This is a genomic window from Vreelandella hamiltonii, from assembly GCF_014651795.1.
Classification (GTDB): Bacteria; Pseudomonadota; Gammaproteobacteria; order Pseudomonadales; family Halomonadaceae; genus Vreelandella; species Vreelandella hamiltonii.
On the sequence record NZ_BMXO01000001.1, the window covers coordinates 268,824 to 283,002 of the forward strand.

16 protein-coding genes are annotated in these 14,179 nt (G+C 60.0%); 7 read left to right on the top strand and 9 right to left on the bottom strand.

Annotated features, from left to right (window positions below):
- Nucleotides 1-21: 21 nt before the first annotated feature.
- From IE061_RS01375 to IE061_RS01385, 3 genes are all read right to left on the bottom strand, one after another.
- Nucleotides 22-912 carry a carbohydrate ABC transporter permease gene (locus IE061_RS01375; protein ID WP_193460772.1) on the bottom strand — a complete coding sequence of 297 codons (891 nt, stop codon included), beginning with the start codon at nucleotides 910-912 and terminating at the stop codon, nucleotides 22-24.
- An 82-nt stretch (nucleotides 913-994) separates the two neighbouring features.
- Nucleotides 995-2,317 carry an ABC transporter substrate-binding protein gene (locus tag IE061_RS01380; RefSeq protein WP_193460773.1) on the bottom strand — a complete coding sequence of 441 codons (1,323 nt, stop codon included), beginning with the start codon at nucleotides 2,315-2,317 and terminating at the stop codon, nucleotides 995-997.
- A gap of 157 nt (nucleotides 2,318-2,474) precedes the next feature.
- Entirely contained in the window at nucleotides 2,475-3,434 is a 960-nt protein-coding gene (locus tag IE061_RS01385; RefSeq protein WP_193460774.1) for a sugar-binding transcriptional regulator, read from the bottom strand.
- 120 nt (nucleotides 3,435-3,554) lie between these two features.
- Here IE061_RS01385 and IE061_RS01390 point away from each other — a divergent pair, with 120 nt between their 5' ends.
- On the top strand, nucleotides 3,555-3,866 hold the full coding sequence (locus IE061_RS01390) for a YqfO family protein (RefSeq protein ID WP_016914566.1): 312 nt from the start codon (nucleotides 3,555-3,557) through the stop codon (nucleotides 3,864-3,866).
- 20 nt (nucleotides 3,867-3,886) lie between these two features.
- On the opposite strand, the gene IE061_RS01395 is transcribed toward IE061_RS01390, so the two are convergent.
- Nucleotides 3,887-4,444, bottom strand: a complete 558-nt coding sequence (locus IE061_RS01395; RefSeq protein WP_193460775.1) for an NUDIX hydrolase — start codon at nucleotides 4,442-4,444, stop codon at nucleotides 3,887-3,889.
- A gap of 95 nt (nucleotides 4,445-4,539) precedes the next feature.
- Between IE061_RS01395 and IE061_RS01400 the strand changes: the two genes are divergently transcribed.
- Genes IE061_RS01400 through IE061_RS01415 form a run of 4 tightly spaced genes read left to right on the top strand, consistent with a single transcriptional unit; the run spans nucleotide 4,540 to nucleotide 8,036 of the window.
- The gene (locus IE061_RS01400) at nucleotides 4,540-5,211 is read left to right on the top strand and encodes a CoA pyrophosphatase (RefSeq protein WP_193460776.1); all 672 of its coding nucleotides are present in this window, start codon (nucleotides 4,540-4,542) and stop codon (nucleotides 5,209-5,211) included.
- Nucleotides 5,208-5,876 carry a 2OG-Fe(II) oxygenase gene (locus tag IE061_RS01405; protein WP_193460777.1) on the top strand — a complete coding sequence of 223 codons (669 nt, stop codon included), beginning with the start codon at nucleotides 5,208-5,210 and terminating at the stop codon, nucleotides 5,874-5,876. Before IE061_RS01400 ends, IE061_RS01405 begins: the two co-directional genes overlap by 4 nt.
- Nucleotides 5,877-5,880: 4 nt before the next feature.
- Entirely contained in the window at nucleotides 5,881-7,410 is a 1,530-nt protein-coding gene (locus tag IE061_RS01410) for a PAS domain-containing sensor histidine kinase (protein ID WP_230478343.1), read from the top strand.
- Entirely contained in the window at nucleotides 7,410-8,036 is a 627-nt protein-coding gene (locus IE061_RS01415; protein ID WP_081195557.1) for a response regulator transcription factor, read from the top strand. Before IE061_RS01410 ends, IE061_RS01415 begins: the two co-directional genes overlap by 1 nt.
- 3 nt (nucleotides 8,037-8,039) lie before the next feature.
- On the opposite strand, the gene IE061_RS01420 is transcribed toward IE061_RS01415, so the two are convergent.
- Nucleotides 8,040-8,993: a L,D-transpeptidase family protein gene (locus IE061_RS01420; RefSeq protein WP_373294927.1), complete on the bottom strand. Its 954-nt coding sequence runs from the start codon at nucleotides 8,991-8,993 to the stop codon at nucleotides 8,040-8,042.
- Nucleotides 8,994-9,446: 453 nt separating this feature from the next.
- On the opposite strand from IE061_RS01420, the gene IE061_RS01425 reads away from it, so the two are divergent.
- Nucleotides 9,447-9,854, top strand: a complete 408-nt coding sequence (locus IE061_RS01425; protein ID WP_016914573.1) for a PRC-barrel domain-containing protein — start codon at nucleotides 9,447-9,449, stop codon at nucleotides 9,852-9,854.
- A 201-nt stretch (nucleotides 9,855-10,055) separates the two neighbouring features.
- Here IE061_RS01425 and IE061_RS01430 read toward each other — a convergent pair whose 3' ends face one another.
- The 3 genes from IE061_RS01430 to IE061_RS01440 form a co-directional block, all read right to left on the bottom strand.
- On the bottom strand, nucleotides 10,056-10,478 hold the full coding sequence (locus IE061_RS01430; RefSeq protein WP_100731618.1) for an OsmC family protein: 423 nt from the start codon (nucleotides 10,476-10,478) through the stop codon (nucleotides 10,056-10,058).
- A 100-nt stretch (nucleotides 10,479-10,578) separates the two neighbouring features.
- On the bottom strand, nucleotides 10,579-11,409 hold the full coding sequence (locus IE061_RS01435) for a flagellar motor protein MotB (protein WP_230478344.1): 831 nt from the start codon (nucleotides 11,407-11,409) through the stop codon (nucleotides 10,579-10,581).
- A 4-nt stretch (nucleotides 11,410-11,413) separates the two neighbouring features.
- Nucleotides 11,414-12,196 (bottom strand): MotA/TolQ/ExbB proton channel family protein, encoded by a 783-nt coding sequence (locus IE061_RS01440; RefSeq protein ID WP_081139112.1) that lies wholly within the window; start codon nucleotides 12,194-12,196, stop codon nucleotides 11,414-11,416.
- 204 nt (nucleotides 12,197-12,400) lie between these two features.
- Between IE061_RS01440 and IE061_RS01445 the strand changes: the two genes are divergently transcribed.
- A complete protein-coding gene (locus IE061_RS01445) occupies nucleotides 12,401-13,306 on the top strand; it encodes a DMT family transporter (protein WP_081139111.1) in 906 nt (301 codons plus the stop codon).
- On the opposite strand, the gene IE061_RS01450 is transcribed toward IE061_RS01445, so the two are convergent.
- Entirely contained in the window at nucleotides 13,260-14,108 is an 849-nt protein-coding gene (locus tag IE061_RS01450; protein WP_081139109.1) for an MOSC domain-containing protein, read from the bottom strand. The two genes, IE061_RS01445 and IE061_RS01450, sit on opposite strands and share 47 nt — an antisense overlap.
- Nucleotides 14,109-14,179 lie beyond the last annotated feature (71 nt).

The following is a 14,179-nucleotide window of genomic DNA, read 5'->3' on the forward strand; positions in this document are numbered from 1 at the left end:
CCAAGGCCCAAAGAGCCGACGTTAATCTTCCAGGTTTCTGGCAACCATTCGGACGAGGAAGATGGCGACGATATTGGCGAGAATGATGGCGATCACCCCACCCGCCGAGGCCATGCCCACATCGAAATCCAACAGCGCCTGGATGTAGATCAAATACGCCAGGTTGGTGGTAGCAAGTCCCGGCCCACCCGAGGTAGTGACAAAGATCTCGGCAAAAATCGTCAGCAGGAAGATCATCTCGATCATGATCACCACGCTGATGGCACGCTTGAGGTGCGGCAGCGTGATGAAGAAGAAAATCGCCAGCGGCCCCGCTCCGTCCATGCGTGCGGCTTCCACCTGATCTTCGTCCAGCGACTGCATGGCGGTCAGCAGAATCAGCAGCGCAAACGGCAGCCACTGCCATGAGACGATGATGATGATGGACGTCAGCGGTAGCGCCGAGAACCAGTCCACGACGGGAAGCCCCAGCGATTGCGACAGCCAGGCCAACACCCCATTGGAGGGGTGCATCATCATGTTTTTCCAGACCAGGGCACTGACCGTGGGCATGACGAAGAAAGGAGAAATCGCCAGCACCCGGGCGATGCCCCGCCCGGCAAACTCTTGCTGGAACAGCACCGCCAACAGCGTGCCGCCCACCACTGTGATGGCTAGTACCCAGCCCACCAGCAGCAGCGTGTTGGCCATGGCTTTCCACAGCGCGGGGTCGGTGAGCAGATACTCATAGTTTTCCAGCCCCGCGAAGCCGGTCATTTCCGGCATCAACAGGTTGTAGCGCTGAAAAGAGAACCAGACCGTCATGCCCAAGGGCACGATCATCCAGAGCAGCAGAAGAGTCACTGCGGGCGCCTGAAGCGATAGCGTCCTCAGCCCGCCGACCGTTCGGCCAGAAGCACGTGTTCTATTCATGACAATACCTGCAAAAAACGGTCCCGCCAGGAGCCTGGGCAGCGCCTCCCCCTGGCGGGGCAAGCGCTGCCACCTTCAGGGCTCAGCGTTGGATATAGCCCGCGCGCTGCATGGCGCGCTCGGTAGTCCGCTGAGCGTTATCGAGGGCTTGCGCCACGGAGGTTCCGCCGGTGAGCGCTGACGCGATGGTCTGACCCACCTGAGTACCAATCGACTGGAACTCGGGAATGCCGACGAACTGGACGCCAATATAGGGGTTGGGCTCCAGGCTGGAGTCGGTGGGGTCGGCGTCCTTGATGGCATTCACCACGAAGTCCGCAAAGGGAGCCGCCTCGATGTACTGCGCATTGGCGTAGGTGGACTCACGGGTACCCGGGGGCACGTTGGTCCAGCCGTTGGTCTCACCCACCAGCGCTATGTACTCTTGTGACGTGGCCCAGGTGATGAACGACTGCGCCGCCTCCTTGTGCTCGGAAGAGGCAGGAATAGCCAGTGCCCAGGACCACAGCCAATGCGAGCCTTTGGGCGTTTCGGCAATGGGCGCAGGGGCAAAACCCAGCACGTCGGCGACGTCTGATTCGTTCGCGTCATAGAGCTTGCCAGCAGCCGAAGTGGCATCGACCCACATGGCACAGCTGCCCCGGGAGAAGAGCGCCAGATTTTCGTTGAAGCCGTTGGAGCTGGCGCCAGGCGGCCCGTAATTGCCCAGCAGGTCGACATAAAACGCGACGGCGTCGTTCCAGGCTTCGGAATTGATTTCAGGGTTCCACTGCTCATCGAACCAGCGGCCACCGAAGGTGTTCACCAGCGTCGAGACGAAGGCCATGTTTTCACCCCAGCCCGGCTTGCCACGCAGGCAGATGCCCGCCAACCCCGGCTCGCTGCCGTGCAGTTGCTCGGCCCAGTCGTGCACCTGCTCCCAGGTGGGCTGCTCGGGCATCTCGATACCGGCTTGTTCGAACAGGTCGGTGCGGTAGTACATCATCGAGCTTTCGGCATAGAACGGCAGCGCATGCAGCGTGCCGTCCAGGCTCAGGCCATCGCGCACCGATGCCAGCAAATCGTCTTCGTGGTAGTCGTCGGGCAGGTCCACCAGGGGTTCGAGCCAGCCCCGCTCTGCCCAGATCGGCACTTCATAGGTGCCAATGGTCATCACGTCGAACTGCCCGCCACCAGTGGCAATATCCGTCGTCATGCGCTGGCGCAGCACGTTCTCCTCCAGCACCACCCAGTCCAGAGAGATATCCGGATGCGCCTCCTCGAAGGCACTGGTCAGGCTCTGCATGATGACCATGTCGTTATTGTTCACCGTCGCCACGGTGAGCGTTGTCTGAGCATGGGCGTGCCCCGCTACCGCGATAGCGGCTGCCAGGGTCGTGATGGGCAAGTGTCGCGCAAGACGCATGAGGTTCTCCTTGTGGCAGGTATTGGCATTATTGTTACCTTGATCATATTGATCATCGACCGAACAAATGATCGTACGCAGGCCAAAAAAAAGCAAAGCCTGACCTCTTAGACTTTACGCTAATTCATTCAATGGCTTGCATGTTGCACCTGCACACTCAGCCAGCATCGGATACCGCAAGGATGTGCCTGGCGGCACGCTCATCGGTGATCAGCCCCTTCAGCCAGCCGCCCCGCAGCGCCGCCAGAATGGCAGGCGCCTTGTCCTGGCCACCGGCAATGCCCACCATCAGGTGCTTGCCGAACCGTTCCAGAGGCAGGCTGGTCACCCGCCGTGTGATGGAGCAGTCGATCACCTGCCCGTCGCGGTCCAGGGGCCAGCCCAGCAGCTCACCCACGGCTTCACGTCCCAGCAGCTCGTCCAGCTCGCTCTCGCTGATGAAGTGGTCCTGGAACAAGGTAGCTTGCCGGTCGATGCGCCCGATCCCGATGAAGGCCGCTTCCGACTCCCGGGCCACGTCGGCAATGGCCCTGAACAGCCGCTGGGACAGCATGGCCTCTTTCTCGGCCAACGACTCCGCCACGACCGGGGCGGGCAGTAGAAAACGCTCGCCGCCGGTTTTGTCCGCCAGCACCATGACCGCGTCATAGCGGTTTGCCGAGCCATCACGCGCGACGTTGCCCACCAGCGAGACGAAACGGTGCTGAGGACGCTCCACACGACTCAGCGCCTCCACCGCCGCCCGCACCGAACGGCCCGTGCCCAACGAGAGTGTCAGCGGTTCGCTGCGCTCGACCAACCGCGCGATGCGCTCTGCGCCTGCCACGGCCAGGTAATAGGCAGCCCCTTCCGGTGCCTGCGCATCGGCCGGCACGACATCACAGTAGGTCAGGCCAAACCGTGATCGCAACGCACTGCCCAAGGCCATACAGGTCGAAATGGGGTGATCGATATGCACTTTCACCAGCCCTTCCTGGCGAGCCAACGCCAACAAGCGCTGCACGCCTGGCCTGGAGACTCCCAACTGGATGGCAATGTCGTCCTGGGTCATGCCGCCGACGTAAGACATCCAGGCCGCCCTGGCGGCCTGGTCGAGCTTCACCTCGAATTTATCCATGGAATGCTCGCCACCTCATGCTCAAAAAACGCCATCATACAAAGCTCAAGACAAGACCAGTAGTGTCCTATCCGCTAACATGGGCACCTTGTCAGGCTCCCCGAATAGAGGCTTATTGTCATGTATAAACTCGCTTTTTTTGTTCCTGTCGACCATGTCGAGAGCGTCAAGCGCGCCGTGTTCGACGCGGGTGCGGGGCGTATCGGTGATTATGAGCACGTCTGTTTCCAGACCCGCGGCACCGGCCAGTTTCGGCCGATGGAGGGCGCCGAACCGCATATCGGCCAGGTAGGCACCCTGGAGCGGGTGGAAGAGTTCAAGGTGGAGCTGGTCTGTGACGACGCGCACATCCAGGCGGCCATTGCCGCCCTCAAGCTGGCCCACCCCTACGAGGAAGTGGCCTACGACGTGTGGCAGCTGGCCAACCTGTAGGCGTTCCCCCCCCTGCCCCATCAGGCACTGCCGAAGTAGCGCTCGCGGTCTTCGGGGGTGATCTTGCTGATGTGCAGCGAAAATTCCGCCTGCTGGCGATCTTCGAAGTAGTGCCGCAGGGTCCGCTCGATGGTGGGGAAGGCCAGCGCGTCCCAGGGGATTTCGTGCTCTTCGAAAAGCGCCACCTCCAGGCTTTCTGGTCCGGCACTGAAGCCACCCACCAGGTCGGCACGAAAAATCATGTAGACTTGATTGATGTGCGGCAGGTCGATCAAGGTGTACAGGTCTCCCAGCGCGACGTCGGCGAAGGCCTCTTCCCAGGTCTCCCGGGATGCGGCCTGCTGCGTGGTTTCGGCGTTTTCCATATAGCCTGCCGGCAGCGTCCAGTACCCTTTGCGCGGCGCAATGGCGCGTTTGCACAGCAAGACCTTCGAGCCGCTCACCGGCAGCGTACCCGCCACAATGCGCGGATTCTGGTAGTGAATGGTACCGCAGGCATCGCACAAGTAGCGGGGGCGGTCATCTCCTTCAGGCACCGCAAAGCGGACTTTTTCACCACACTGACTACAAAAGTTCATCGCGTTTTCTCTATGGCTGGAAGGGCGAGCTATCAACGCGCTTGACGCTGATCGTCATGGCTGGGTAAAAGAGAACAAAGTCACGGGAATCCCCTATGTTAGAGAAACTGCGCAAACAGCTGCAACTGCATACGCCTCAACGGCTGGACCACGTTACTCTGCCAGAGGCCGCCGTCTTGATGCCCATCGTCGAGCGGCCATCGCCGACGCTGCTGTTTACCCGCCGCGCGGGCCACTTGACTACCCACAGCGGCCAGGTCGCTTTCCCCGGCGGCAAGCGTGAAGCCACCGATGCAGACCTCTACGCCACCGCACTGCGGGAGGCTCAGGAAGAGATTGCGCTAGCACCGCAGGCAGTGCAGCCGCTGGGGCGCCTGTCCGATGTGATTTCGCTGCACGGGATACGGGTCACCCCCTGGGTAGGCCTGATCCCCCCCGACCTGCCACTGGTGGCAGACCCGGCGGAGCTGGATGCCATTTTCGAAGTGCCGCTCAGCCACTTTCTGGAGGACCAGCGCACCCATACCGATGTCATCACCGTGGATGGCGTCGCTCACTACGTGCCCAGCTACCAAGTAGACAGCCACGTGATCTGGGGGCTCTCGGCCATGATGCTGGTGGAGCTGCTGGCCGAAGGGTTCGGCATGGACATCGACCTTTACCGCCGTCCGGCCGGCGCCTTGCGCCACTACCCCGAAAGGCGCTCTCCTCAGCGCCCAGCCGCCGTCAATCGCAACGACAAGCCAGTCACGAGACACACCAAATGATCGCTTCCATGGACACCCGCCCCCATGCCCTTGCCCCAGAGGCCCACGTGGCTCTGGTCGACGCCCTGGTGGAACAGGGCTGGTACGTGGGCCGGGGGGTCATCGACCCGGCCCTGTGCCAGGCGCTGCAAGGCGAGCTGCTGCATCTGGCGGCCCACGATGCGCTCGATGAAGCAGGTATTGGGCGCGGTCAGCAGCACCTGCTGCGCAAGGATATTCGCGGCGACGCCATCCACTGGCTGGACCGTGAAAGCGAAGCCCAGCGGCACTATCTCGATGCCATGGCCGAGCTGCAGCGCTCGTTGAATCAGGCGCTGTTTCTTGGCCTGTTCGAGTACGAGGCGCATTTTGCCCACTACCCTGCCGGGGCGTTTTACCAACGCCATCTGGACAGCTTTCGCGGGCGGGCCAATCGCGTCATCTCGACCGTCGGCTACCTCACCCCCGACTGGCCCGCCGATGGTGGAGGCGAAATGGTCATCTACGACCCCGATAACCCCAGCCGGGAAGTGGCCCGGGTCGTGCCCGAAGCAGGAACGTTCGCCTGCTTTTTATCGGAAACCATTCCCCACGAAGTACTGCCCACGCGCCTGCCGCGCACCAGCATTGCTGGCTGGTTCCGCCGCAATGCCTCGCTGGGGGGCGTACTGGACCCCGCGCGATAATGCCATGACCACGCCACTGGAAGCCCGCCTGCAAGCAGAAATCGCCTCGTTACAGGCGCGCAATGCCGCCCTGGAAGAGGCGAAGCGCCACTACCAGTGGCTGGCGGAAAGCACCACCGACCTGATCTCTCGGCATGCCCGCGACGGCACGTTTTTGTATGCCTCCCAAGCCGCCCGCGACCTGCTGGGGTACGCGCCCGAGGAGTTGATTGGCGTCTCGGCTTATCAGCTCTTTCATCCCGCCGACCTGAGCGCGCTGCTCAACAAGTCACCACGGGTTTATTACCATGATGGGTTCTACCAGCAGACCTATCGCTTTCGCGCCAAGGCGGGCCATTACGTGTGGTTTGAAACCACCAGCCGGACCCGACGAGACGCCAACACGGGGGAGCTGCTGGACATTCTCTGTGTCTCACGGGATGTGGGGAGGCGCATCGAAGCCGAAGCCACCCGGGAGCGCCTGGCAAAGGTGGTCGAATCCACCACCGACTACGTGCTGTTTCTGGGGCCCGACCAGCGGGTATTCAGCGCCAACGAAGCCGCTCGGCGCTGCCTGGCACTGCCCGACGAGGCCCTGCAAGCCCCCCTGGAGACCGTATACTCCTGCGAGTCGCTGCGGCTGCTCCGGCAGGTGGTTTTTCCTGCCGTCGAGCGTTACGGTTCATGGAGCGGCGAGCTGGAGATACGCGCACCAGATGCCCTGCTACCCGTGCTCAGCGTCGTGTTGGCCCACCGTGCTCAGGGCGCCGAACCCGGCCACTTCGCGCTCATCAACCGCGATATCAGCGCGCGCAAGCAGGCCGAAGCGCAGGCGCGCCGCCATCAGGAGCACATTGCCCATGCCAACCGACTGGCGGCCGCGGGTGAGCTGGCGTCCAACATTGCCCACGAATTGAACCAACCGCTGGGCGCCATCGCCAACTACGCCAGCGGCGCGCTGATGCAGTGCCAGCAGCAACCTGCCCCCTCTGCCGAAGAACTGCGCCTGCCGCTGGAACGTATCAACCAGCAGGTCGAACGCCTGGCGCAACGTTTGCGACATCTGCGCAGCTTCGTACGCAAACGCAGCCATCGCGTGCATCCGGTCGCGCTGGCTCCGGTGATCGAAGCGGCCTGCCAGCTCTGCGAGTGGCAGTATCAGCAGGCTGCCATTCCTTTGCAGCGCCAGCTACCCGACGAACTCCCCAGGGTCTATGGCGACCCCATCGCGCTGGAGCAGGTGCTGGTCAACCTGCTACTGAATGCACTGGCCGCCAGCCGTGAGATGCCCGACCGCCCCGCCGTGGTCATCACGGTTCGACCCAGCGGGCATCGCCAGCTAACGCTGAGCGTTGAAGACCAAGGGCCAGGCGTGCCCGATACCCAGCGCCCACACATCTTCGATGCCTTCTACACCACTCGGGACGATGGGCTGGGCATGGGTCTGGCCATCAGCCGAACCTTGCTGGAAAGCATGGGCGGTGCCCTGACGCTTCGCGACTGCCCCCAGGGGGCTTGTTTTGAAGTACTGCTACGTACGGAGACAGACGTTTGATGGAACCTCCCCTTTCCACCATTGCCGTGGTCGATGACGACACCGACCTGCGCGAATCGCTGGTATGGCTGCTGTCGTCGGTCGGCCTGACTGCCCAGCCCTTTGCCAGCGGAAACGCGTTTCTGGCGGCCCAGCGCGATCACATAGCCGTCCTGCTGCTGGATGTGCGCATGCCCGGCCTCAGCGGCCTCCAGGTACAGCAGGCGCTGTTGGATCAGCAGGACACCCTGCCGATCATCATGATGACCGGCCACGGCGATGTTCCCATGGCGGTGGCCGCCCTGAAAGCCGGGGCGTTCGAGTTCATCGAGAAGCCCTTCAACCACCAGCAGATCATCGAAATCGTGCAGCGAGCCCTGGAACACGCTCGCCAACGGCATCAGGCACAGGCGCAAGTGGCTAGCCTGAAGGCGCGCTACAGGTCGCTCAAGCCGAAGGAGCAGCAGATCATGACCCATGTGGCTCGCGGGTTGACCAACCGGGAAATTGCCGAACACATGGAGGTGAGCCCTAAAACCGTGGAAGTCTATCGGCTGAGGGCCATGAAAACGATGCAGGCGGGCAATGTGGCAGACTGGGTACGTCAGGCGGTAGCGCTGGGCCTGGTGGCCGCGCTACCGCCCTGAGCATTAGCTGAGGGGGACGATTTGACCATTGGCCTCTTCGAGCACGCGGCCAACCTGCTCGTAGTTGGCACTGCCCTGGCCGTTATGCTCTTCGATCAGGCCAATCACATTCAGCAGGGTGTCCATGCCGAAAGCCTTCTCGTCGGTAGAGGAAAATGCCTGAATATAGGCATTGCCCTGCTCGCTCCAGCCCAGCTTGATGGGGGCATCGATGATATTGACCTGAGTGCCGACAGGCACGCGCCAGAAGATCGACTCGATATCGTCCCCGTGCATCCGGATACAGCCTCGGCTAGCGCGCATACCGATGCCGTCCGGCTGGTTGGTCCCGTGAATCAAGTAGCCCGGTATATCGAGCAGAATGGCGAACTGCCCCAGCGGGTTATCAGGGCCCGGAGGCACGACAGCCGGTGGCGGGTCGCCCCGCTCGGCGGCCTCACGACGAATGGACGCCGGCGGATACCAGGCAGGATTTTCGAGCCGCATGGTGGTCTTGGTAATCCCCAGAGGCGTATTGTAGGCATCGCGCCCAATGCCGATGGGGTAGGTCTCGACCACGGCAGGCTCGCCAGCCGCTGCCTCGGGATAGTAGTAGAGGCGCAGTTCAGCGACGTTGATCACGATGCCGGTACGCGGCTCGTCAGGCAGAATGAACTGGCCGGGAATGGTCACCTCGGTACCTTCGCCAGGCACCCAGATACTGACATCCGGGTTGGCCATGCGAATTTCCTCGTAGCCCACGTTGTGTGCCTGGGCGATATCCAGCAGCGTATCTTCATTGCTGGCCGTGACCGTGTAGATCTCGCCAATCATGTTGCCTGTTTCGGGCAGCAAAAAGTGCCCTTTGGGAAGCTCGCTGGCATTGGCCAACGCGCTGGTCGCCAGCAGCCAGGCGCTGACCGCCAGACTGCCTAAACAGGAGCGCTTGAGCCGTCTGCTGGCAGGATAATGCGTCATGGTCGTCATGGGTTCTCCTTTTTTACAGCTAATATGCCGACTGGCTAGCGGTGGGTCAATCCGACAGACTGTCGCATGGGCAGGCGTTCTCACCTCTTTAACACCGACACTTGAGTTCAATCCATGACAAAAAGATGGCCATTCATCTTGCAAAACATTATAGAGCGTCTACCTTGATAAGTGTCTTGACGCAGTGACGCGCAAGACAAGACGTTGCTTTCCCTTAATACCAGTTTCTGTCAGCCCACCCGTAATACGGGTTATTGATAGAATCGTTGGCATGAGAGGAATCGCCTCAGGAGTAACGTGAATGGTGGACGCTATAGGAATAGCGCTAGGCAATTAAACACTGCCTTTATCAAATCACACTGTTTGATGAGCCATGACCGTTAATTTGTTTAGACACCGGTGCAACCACACCCTGTCCTAATGCAAGCGCAAGGAGCAATAGCCATGAAAATGATTAAACCTGCTTTCCTCGGTACGTTGATGGTGCCTGCTTTCATGTTTGCCGCTGGCTCGGTCAGCGCTCAGGAAACCGTGGCAGCTGAAGCTACCTACCTCACCACGCAGCCTGAAAACACGTTCCATGCTGATTCGCTGATCGGCAACAACGTGAAAAGCACCGTAGAAGAAGATGAGGATATCGGTACCATTTCTGACCTGGTCATCGATGAAGATGGTCAGATCCAGGCTGTCGTCATGGGTATCGGTGGGTTCCTCGGCATGGGCGAAAAAGACGTTGCCGTCGAATGGGACTCTTTGGAACTGACGAAAGATGATGACGGCGATGACTATGTGATTCGCGTCAATGCATCACAGGATGCACTGGAAGCTGCCGAAGAGTATGAGCGTGACTAAACGCTGATAGCGGTAAGCGTTAAAAAAGGCCTTGGCAATTGCCAAGGCCTTTTAGCATCTAGACAGCAATACGTTCAGGCGACATCTAAAGCCTTGCCACTCTGCAAGGCGCCAAGCAACACTTCCATTAAGCTTTAAAACCAACTCGACCAAAAGTCAAAAGAAGCACTTGACGCCTTTTCCATAACACAAGTTATTAAATCAACCTTTTAACTTCGCGGTCATGGTAATCTCGGCATTCAACACTTTTGAAACAGGGCAGTTCTCTTTTGCCGTCTCTGCGGCTTCTTTAAAAGCGGCTTCATCCGCTCCGCTCACGCTGGCTTCTACTTCAAGATGAATTTTCGAAATATCGAAACCATTCGAGCCCTGTGACAGCGTTACGCTGGCCTGTGTATCGATGGACTCCGCAGTGTAGCCTTTTTCGCCAAGAATCATGGAGAGCGCCATGGAGAAACAGCCCGCATGGGCAGCACCGATCAGCTCTTCTGGATTGGTGCCCGGCGCGCCTTCGAAGCGCTGCTTGAACGAGTAGTTGGCGTCCAGCGCTCCACTTTCGGTGGATACATGCCCTTGGCCGTCCTTCAAACCACCTTCCCAACGTGCGCTTGCTTTGCTATCCATTCTGTTCTCCTTTCCCAGGGTAGTTCGCTAATGGCGAACTGAGCGCAAGAGAGCGTTCAGCCTTTTCAGGGTAGCTGATTTCTCCGGGGCTTGCCGAATGTCACGGCGTGATATCACCTGAGGACTCGCTGCTCATCGCCGCCAACTCGACGGGTGCACTGGCATCGATGAGCAGTTCGACGCGCCGATTGGCCGCCCTGCCATCGGAGGTGGTGTTACTGGCCACCGGCCGTGTTTCGGCAAACCCTTGGATGATCAGACGCTCAGGCGCCATATTGCCGTCTTCGATCAGCACATTAGCCACGGACGCAGCACGCATGGCGGAAAGATCCCAATTGCTGCGAAACTGCGCCGTGCGGATAGGCACGTTATCGGTATGCCCATGCACTGATAGCGTGCCACTCAAACCACTGAGGAGACTGGAAAGTTCTACCAGCAGTGAGGCAAACGCAGGCGTCACCGTGGCGGTGCCTGAACCAAAAGTGCCGTTTTCGGCGACTCGGATGATAATCCGCGCCTCTTCCACTTCAATCTCCACGCCCCCTTCAGATAACGCAGTAGCCAACAACTTTTCGATACTGTTAGCTATTTGCAGAGTACGTTGACGCTGCTGGTTTTCCAGCACGGTGCGCATGGTTTCCAACTGGGGTTGCGGCTGTTGCGTCCGCTGGCGCACTTCCTCGATCAAGGTACGGTCGGGCGTCGCTGGCGAAAAGTGCTGCATGGCCGCACTGGTGCCCATGGGTATCTGCATCGCTTCGATATCCCGCTGTACACCGAAGGCCTCAGACAACGACTCGGCCACGCGCCGAAATTTTTGCGCATCGATTTCAGCAAAGGAGAGCAGCAGCACAAAAAAGCACAGCAGCAGTGACATCAAGTCCGCATAGGTCACCATCCACGCTGGGATATTGCTCTTTCTTCTTGCCACCGACTTATCCCCGCTCGCTCGCTGTCTTACGTTCGTCGGACTCTACACGACGCTCTGGCGGCAAATAGAGGGCCAGCATTTGCTCCAGTACACGGGGGTTCTTGTCGCCCTTGATGGCCAGCAGCGCGTCGATCCACAGCTCCTGCATCTTGGCTTCCTGATTCATGCGTACCCATAGCTTTTCAGCAATGGGGTTGGCAAACATGGTGGCAATCATGGCGCCATACATGGTGGTCAGTAGCGCCACGGCCATGGCGGGCCCAATCAGTGACGGGTCGTTCATATTGGCGAGCATCTGCACCAGTCCTACCAGGGTGCCAATCATGCCCATGGCCGGAGATACTTCCCCTAGCGCGGAAAACACTTGGCCTCCGGCCTCGTTGCGCTCCAGCGTCAGCAGGCGCTCTTTTTCCATCATCTCCTTGATCATGTCGGCGCTGAAGCCATCCGCCAGCATCTGCAACCCCTGCTGGAGAAAAGGCGAGCTGACTTCACGGCTTTCCAGCGCGATCATGCCCTCGCGACGTGCCACTTTGGCTAACTCAACGAGTTCGTCGATGCTGTCTTGAGTACTGGGTAGCTGAAACTTGAACGCCCGAGCCGCCGCCTTGAGCGCGAACTTGAACTGGGTAATGCTGAACTTGGCCAGCACCACGAACAAGCTTCCCCCCACGACCAGCAGTAGCCCAGTAAGATTCAGGAATACCTCGGGCGAGGTGCCCAGCATCACAGAAGCTCCTACCAGTACAGCAGCACCTACAAGACCAATCAGCGTCGCGAGATCCACGGTGTATCCTCAGTGTGTCAATATTAGCCACCAACGTTCTCTGAGACAGTAGAGACCAAACCCCCAAGCGTCAACACCAAAACCATGATGTAACCATTATTGACAAATGAAACTGCTAACCCTTAAGACGTATTCGCATGTGCTCATATTATGGTTATGCTGAGCGGTTGCTCTCTATACCGGTGTTTACTCCAAGGAACTGCCATGTCCACAGCCGACGCGCTGCGCTTAATATTGCTCTCTTCGTTATGGGGGCTTTCGTTTATTTTCATGCGCGTGGCGGCACCGGAATTCGGCTCTGTCCCCTTGGTGTGGATACGCATGACTATTGGCGCCCTGCTGCTCGTGCCACTGTTGCTGAGCCTGCACTACGCCCGGCTGATCTGGCAGCACAAAGGGCCGCTACTTCTGCTGGGCGTGGTCAGCCATGTGCTGCCCTTTTCCCTGCTGGCACTGGCAACCACGCGCCTGGAAGCGGGATTTACCTCGCTGCTCAACGCCACCACGCCTATTTTTACCGCGCTGCTGGGGGCGGCTTTTTTTGCCACGCCCGTGAAACGTCAGCAATACCTGGGGCTGACGTTGGCGCTGGTGGGAGTTTATGTGCTGTCGGCACATCGTCTGGACTTCAGTTTGGGGGGAGACGGCTGGTTCATCGTGGCCGTGCTGGGAGCCACCCTCTGCTATGGGGTCGCAGGCAATTATTCGAAAACCCGGCTAGGCCATTTACCCACGCGGGTACTGGCCGCGGGCAGCAGCGCCATGTCGGCGCTCGTGCTGCTGATCCCCGGCCTGCTGCTATGGCCCAGCGAGCCCATCAGCACGCTGGCCTGGGGTAACGCCTTGGCCCTGGCGGTGCTGAGCACCGCCGTGGCCTTTCTACTTTATTTCGGACTGCTGGCCAGCGCCGGGGCCACCGCCACATCCACGGTCACCTTTCTGGTGCCGGTGAGCGCGCTGCTGTGGGGCTATCTGCTGCTGGAAGAAACGCTCTCGCTGCAGGTAGTGCTCGGCATGGTGATTACATTGATGGGCACCGCCGTGGCCACGGGGCTACTGCGCTTCAAACCTCGCGTGGTAATGCCTCTACGGCGTCCCCCACACGAATAGTCGCGCCCTGCCCCTTGGTCAGCGTGGCATTCTGGCCAAAAAAAGCGCCTTTCAGATGCGGCTGGGTATTGAGTGACAGCAGCGTCTTGAGTGGCTCGCCTTGGGCAGGGACCGCACCGGTCTGTTGATCCACAGTGGTGATCTTGCAGCGCTGGCAAGGCTTGCGCAGGGTGAGTTCGATACCACCAGTGGGTACTCGCAGCCCGGCCCAGCGGTCTTCCGCCCAAGCGGTGGCACACTCCACCACGATGTTGGGCCGAAACCGGTTCATGGGGATGGGAGATTGCCCAGCAGCCACCAGCGCCTGATTGAGCGCATCCAGCGAACCGGTGGTGGTAACCAGGAAAGGGTAGCCGTCCGAGAAGAAAGTATCCGCGCTGTCGCCCGCCAGGAAGTCCGCTTCCACGGGCCGTGGAAAGTCGCTGGCAAAGCGCACCAGACTCAAGCCCCGGGCCGTATCCCCCAAGGCAGCCTCCAGCCATCGTGACACCTCTGCACCTTCCGGATAGGCCTGGCAGTGATCTTTCCAGACGGTCACCTGGCGTAGCTCCCCCTCGGGCTCATCCAGTGAAATGGCGATAGGCGCCAGTGACGGATGCGAGAGCACCAGCGAGCGCTCATCGAGAGCCACGCCTATGGTGGCCAGGGCGGGCAGCTGACGCTGAGTGACGAAACGCTGCTGCGCATCGACCAGCATCCAGCGCCGATCACAGGCCAACCCGTGGGTGTAGAGCTCGCTCTGTTGCAGGTCGATCCCCTTGAGCGACTTGACCGGATAGACCGTCAGTTGAGTAATGTTCACGGCAGCCTCATTTGAAGAATAAAAAAACAGCGGTGACTAGACACAGACCACCTCATACAGACTACCTCACA

What these genes read in the sequence shown, in the direction of transcription:
- IE061_RS01375 (WP_193460772.1), bottom strand. Translation starts at nt 912, where the DNA reads ATGAATAGAACACGTGCTTCTGGCCGAACGGTCGGCGGGCTGAGGACG.
- IE061_RS01380 (WP_193460773.1), bottom strand. Translation starts at nt 2,317, where the DNA reads ATGCGTCTTGCGCGACACTTGCCCATCACGACCCTGGCAGCCGCTATC.
- IE061_RS01385 (WP_193460774.1), bottom strand. Translation starts at nt 3,434, where the DNA reads ATGGATAAATTCGAGGTGAAGCTCGACCAGGCCGCCAGGGCGGCCTGG.
- IE061_RS01390 (WP_016914566.1), top strand. Translation starts at nt 3,555, where the DNA reads ATGTATAAACTCGCTTTTTTTGTTCCTGTCGACCATGTCGAGAGCGTC.
- IE061_RS01395 (WP_193460775.1), bottom strand. Translation starts at nt 4,444, where the DNA reads ATGAACTTTTGTAGTCAGTGTGGTGAAAAAGTCCGCTTTGCGGTGCCT.
- IE061_RS01400 (WP_193460776.1), top strand. Translation starts at nt 4,540, where the DNA reads ATGTTAGAGAAACTGCGCAAACAGCTGCAACTGCATACGCCTCAACGG.
- IE061_RS01405 (WP_193460777.1), top strand. Translation starts at nt 5,208, where the DNA reads ATGATCGCTTCCATGGACACCCGCCCCCATGCCCTTGCCCCAGAGGCC.
- IE061_RS01410 (WP_230478343.1), top strand. Translation starts at nt 5,881, where the DNA reads ATGACCACGCCACTGGAAGCCCGCCTGCAAGCAGAAATCGCCTCGTTA.
- IE061_RS01415 (WP_081195557.1), top strand. Translation starts at nt 7,410, where the DNA reads ATGGAACCTCCCCTTTCCACCATTGCCGTGGTCGATGACGACACCGAC.
- IE061_RS01420 (WP_373294927.1), bottom strand. Translation starts at nt 8,993, where the DNA reads ATGACGCATTATCCTGCCAGCAGACGGCTCAAGCGCTCCTGTTTAGGC.
- IE061_RS01425 (WP_016914573.1), top strand. Translation starts at nt 9,447, where the DNA reads ATGAAAATGATTAAACCTGCTTTCCTCGGTACGTTGATGGTGCCTGCT.
- IE061_RS01430 (WP_100731618.1), bottom strand. Translation starts at nt 10,478, where the DNA reads ATGGATAGCAAAGCAAGCGCACGTTGGGAAGGTGGTTTGAAGGACGGC.
- IE061_RS01445 (WP_081139111.1), top strand. Translation starts at nt 12,401, where the DNA reads ATGTCCACAGCCGACGCGCTGCGCTTAATATTGCTCTCTTCGTTATGG.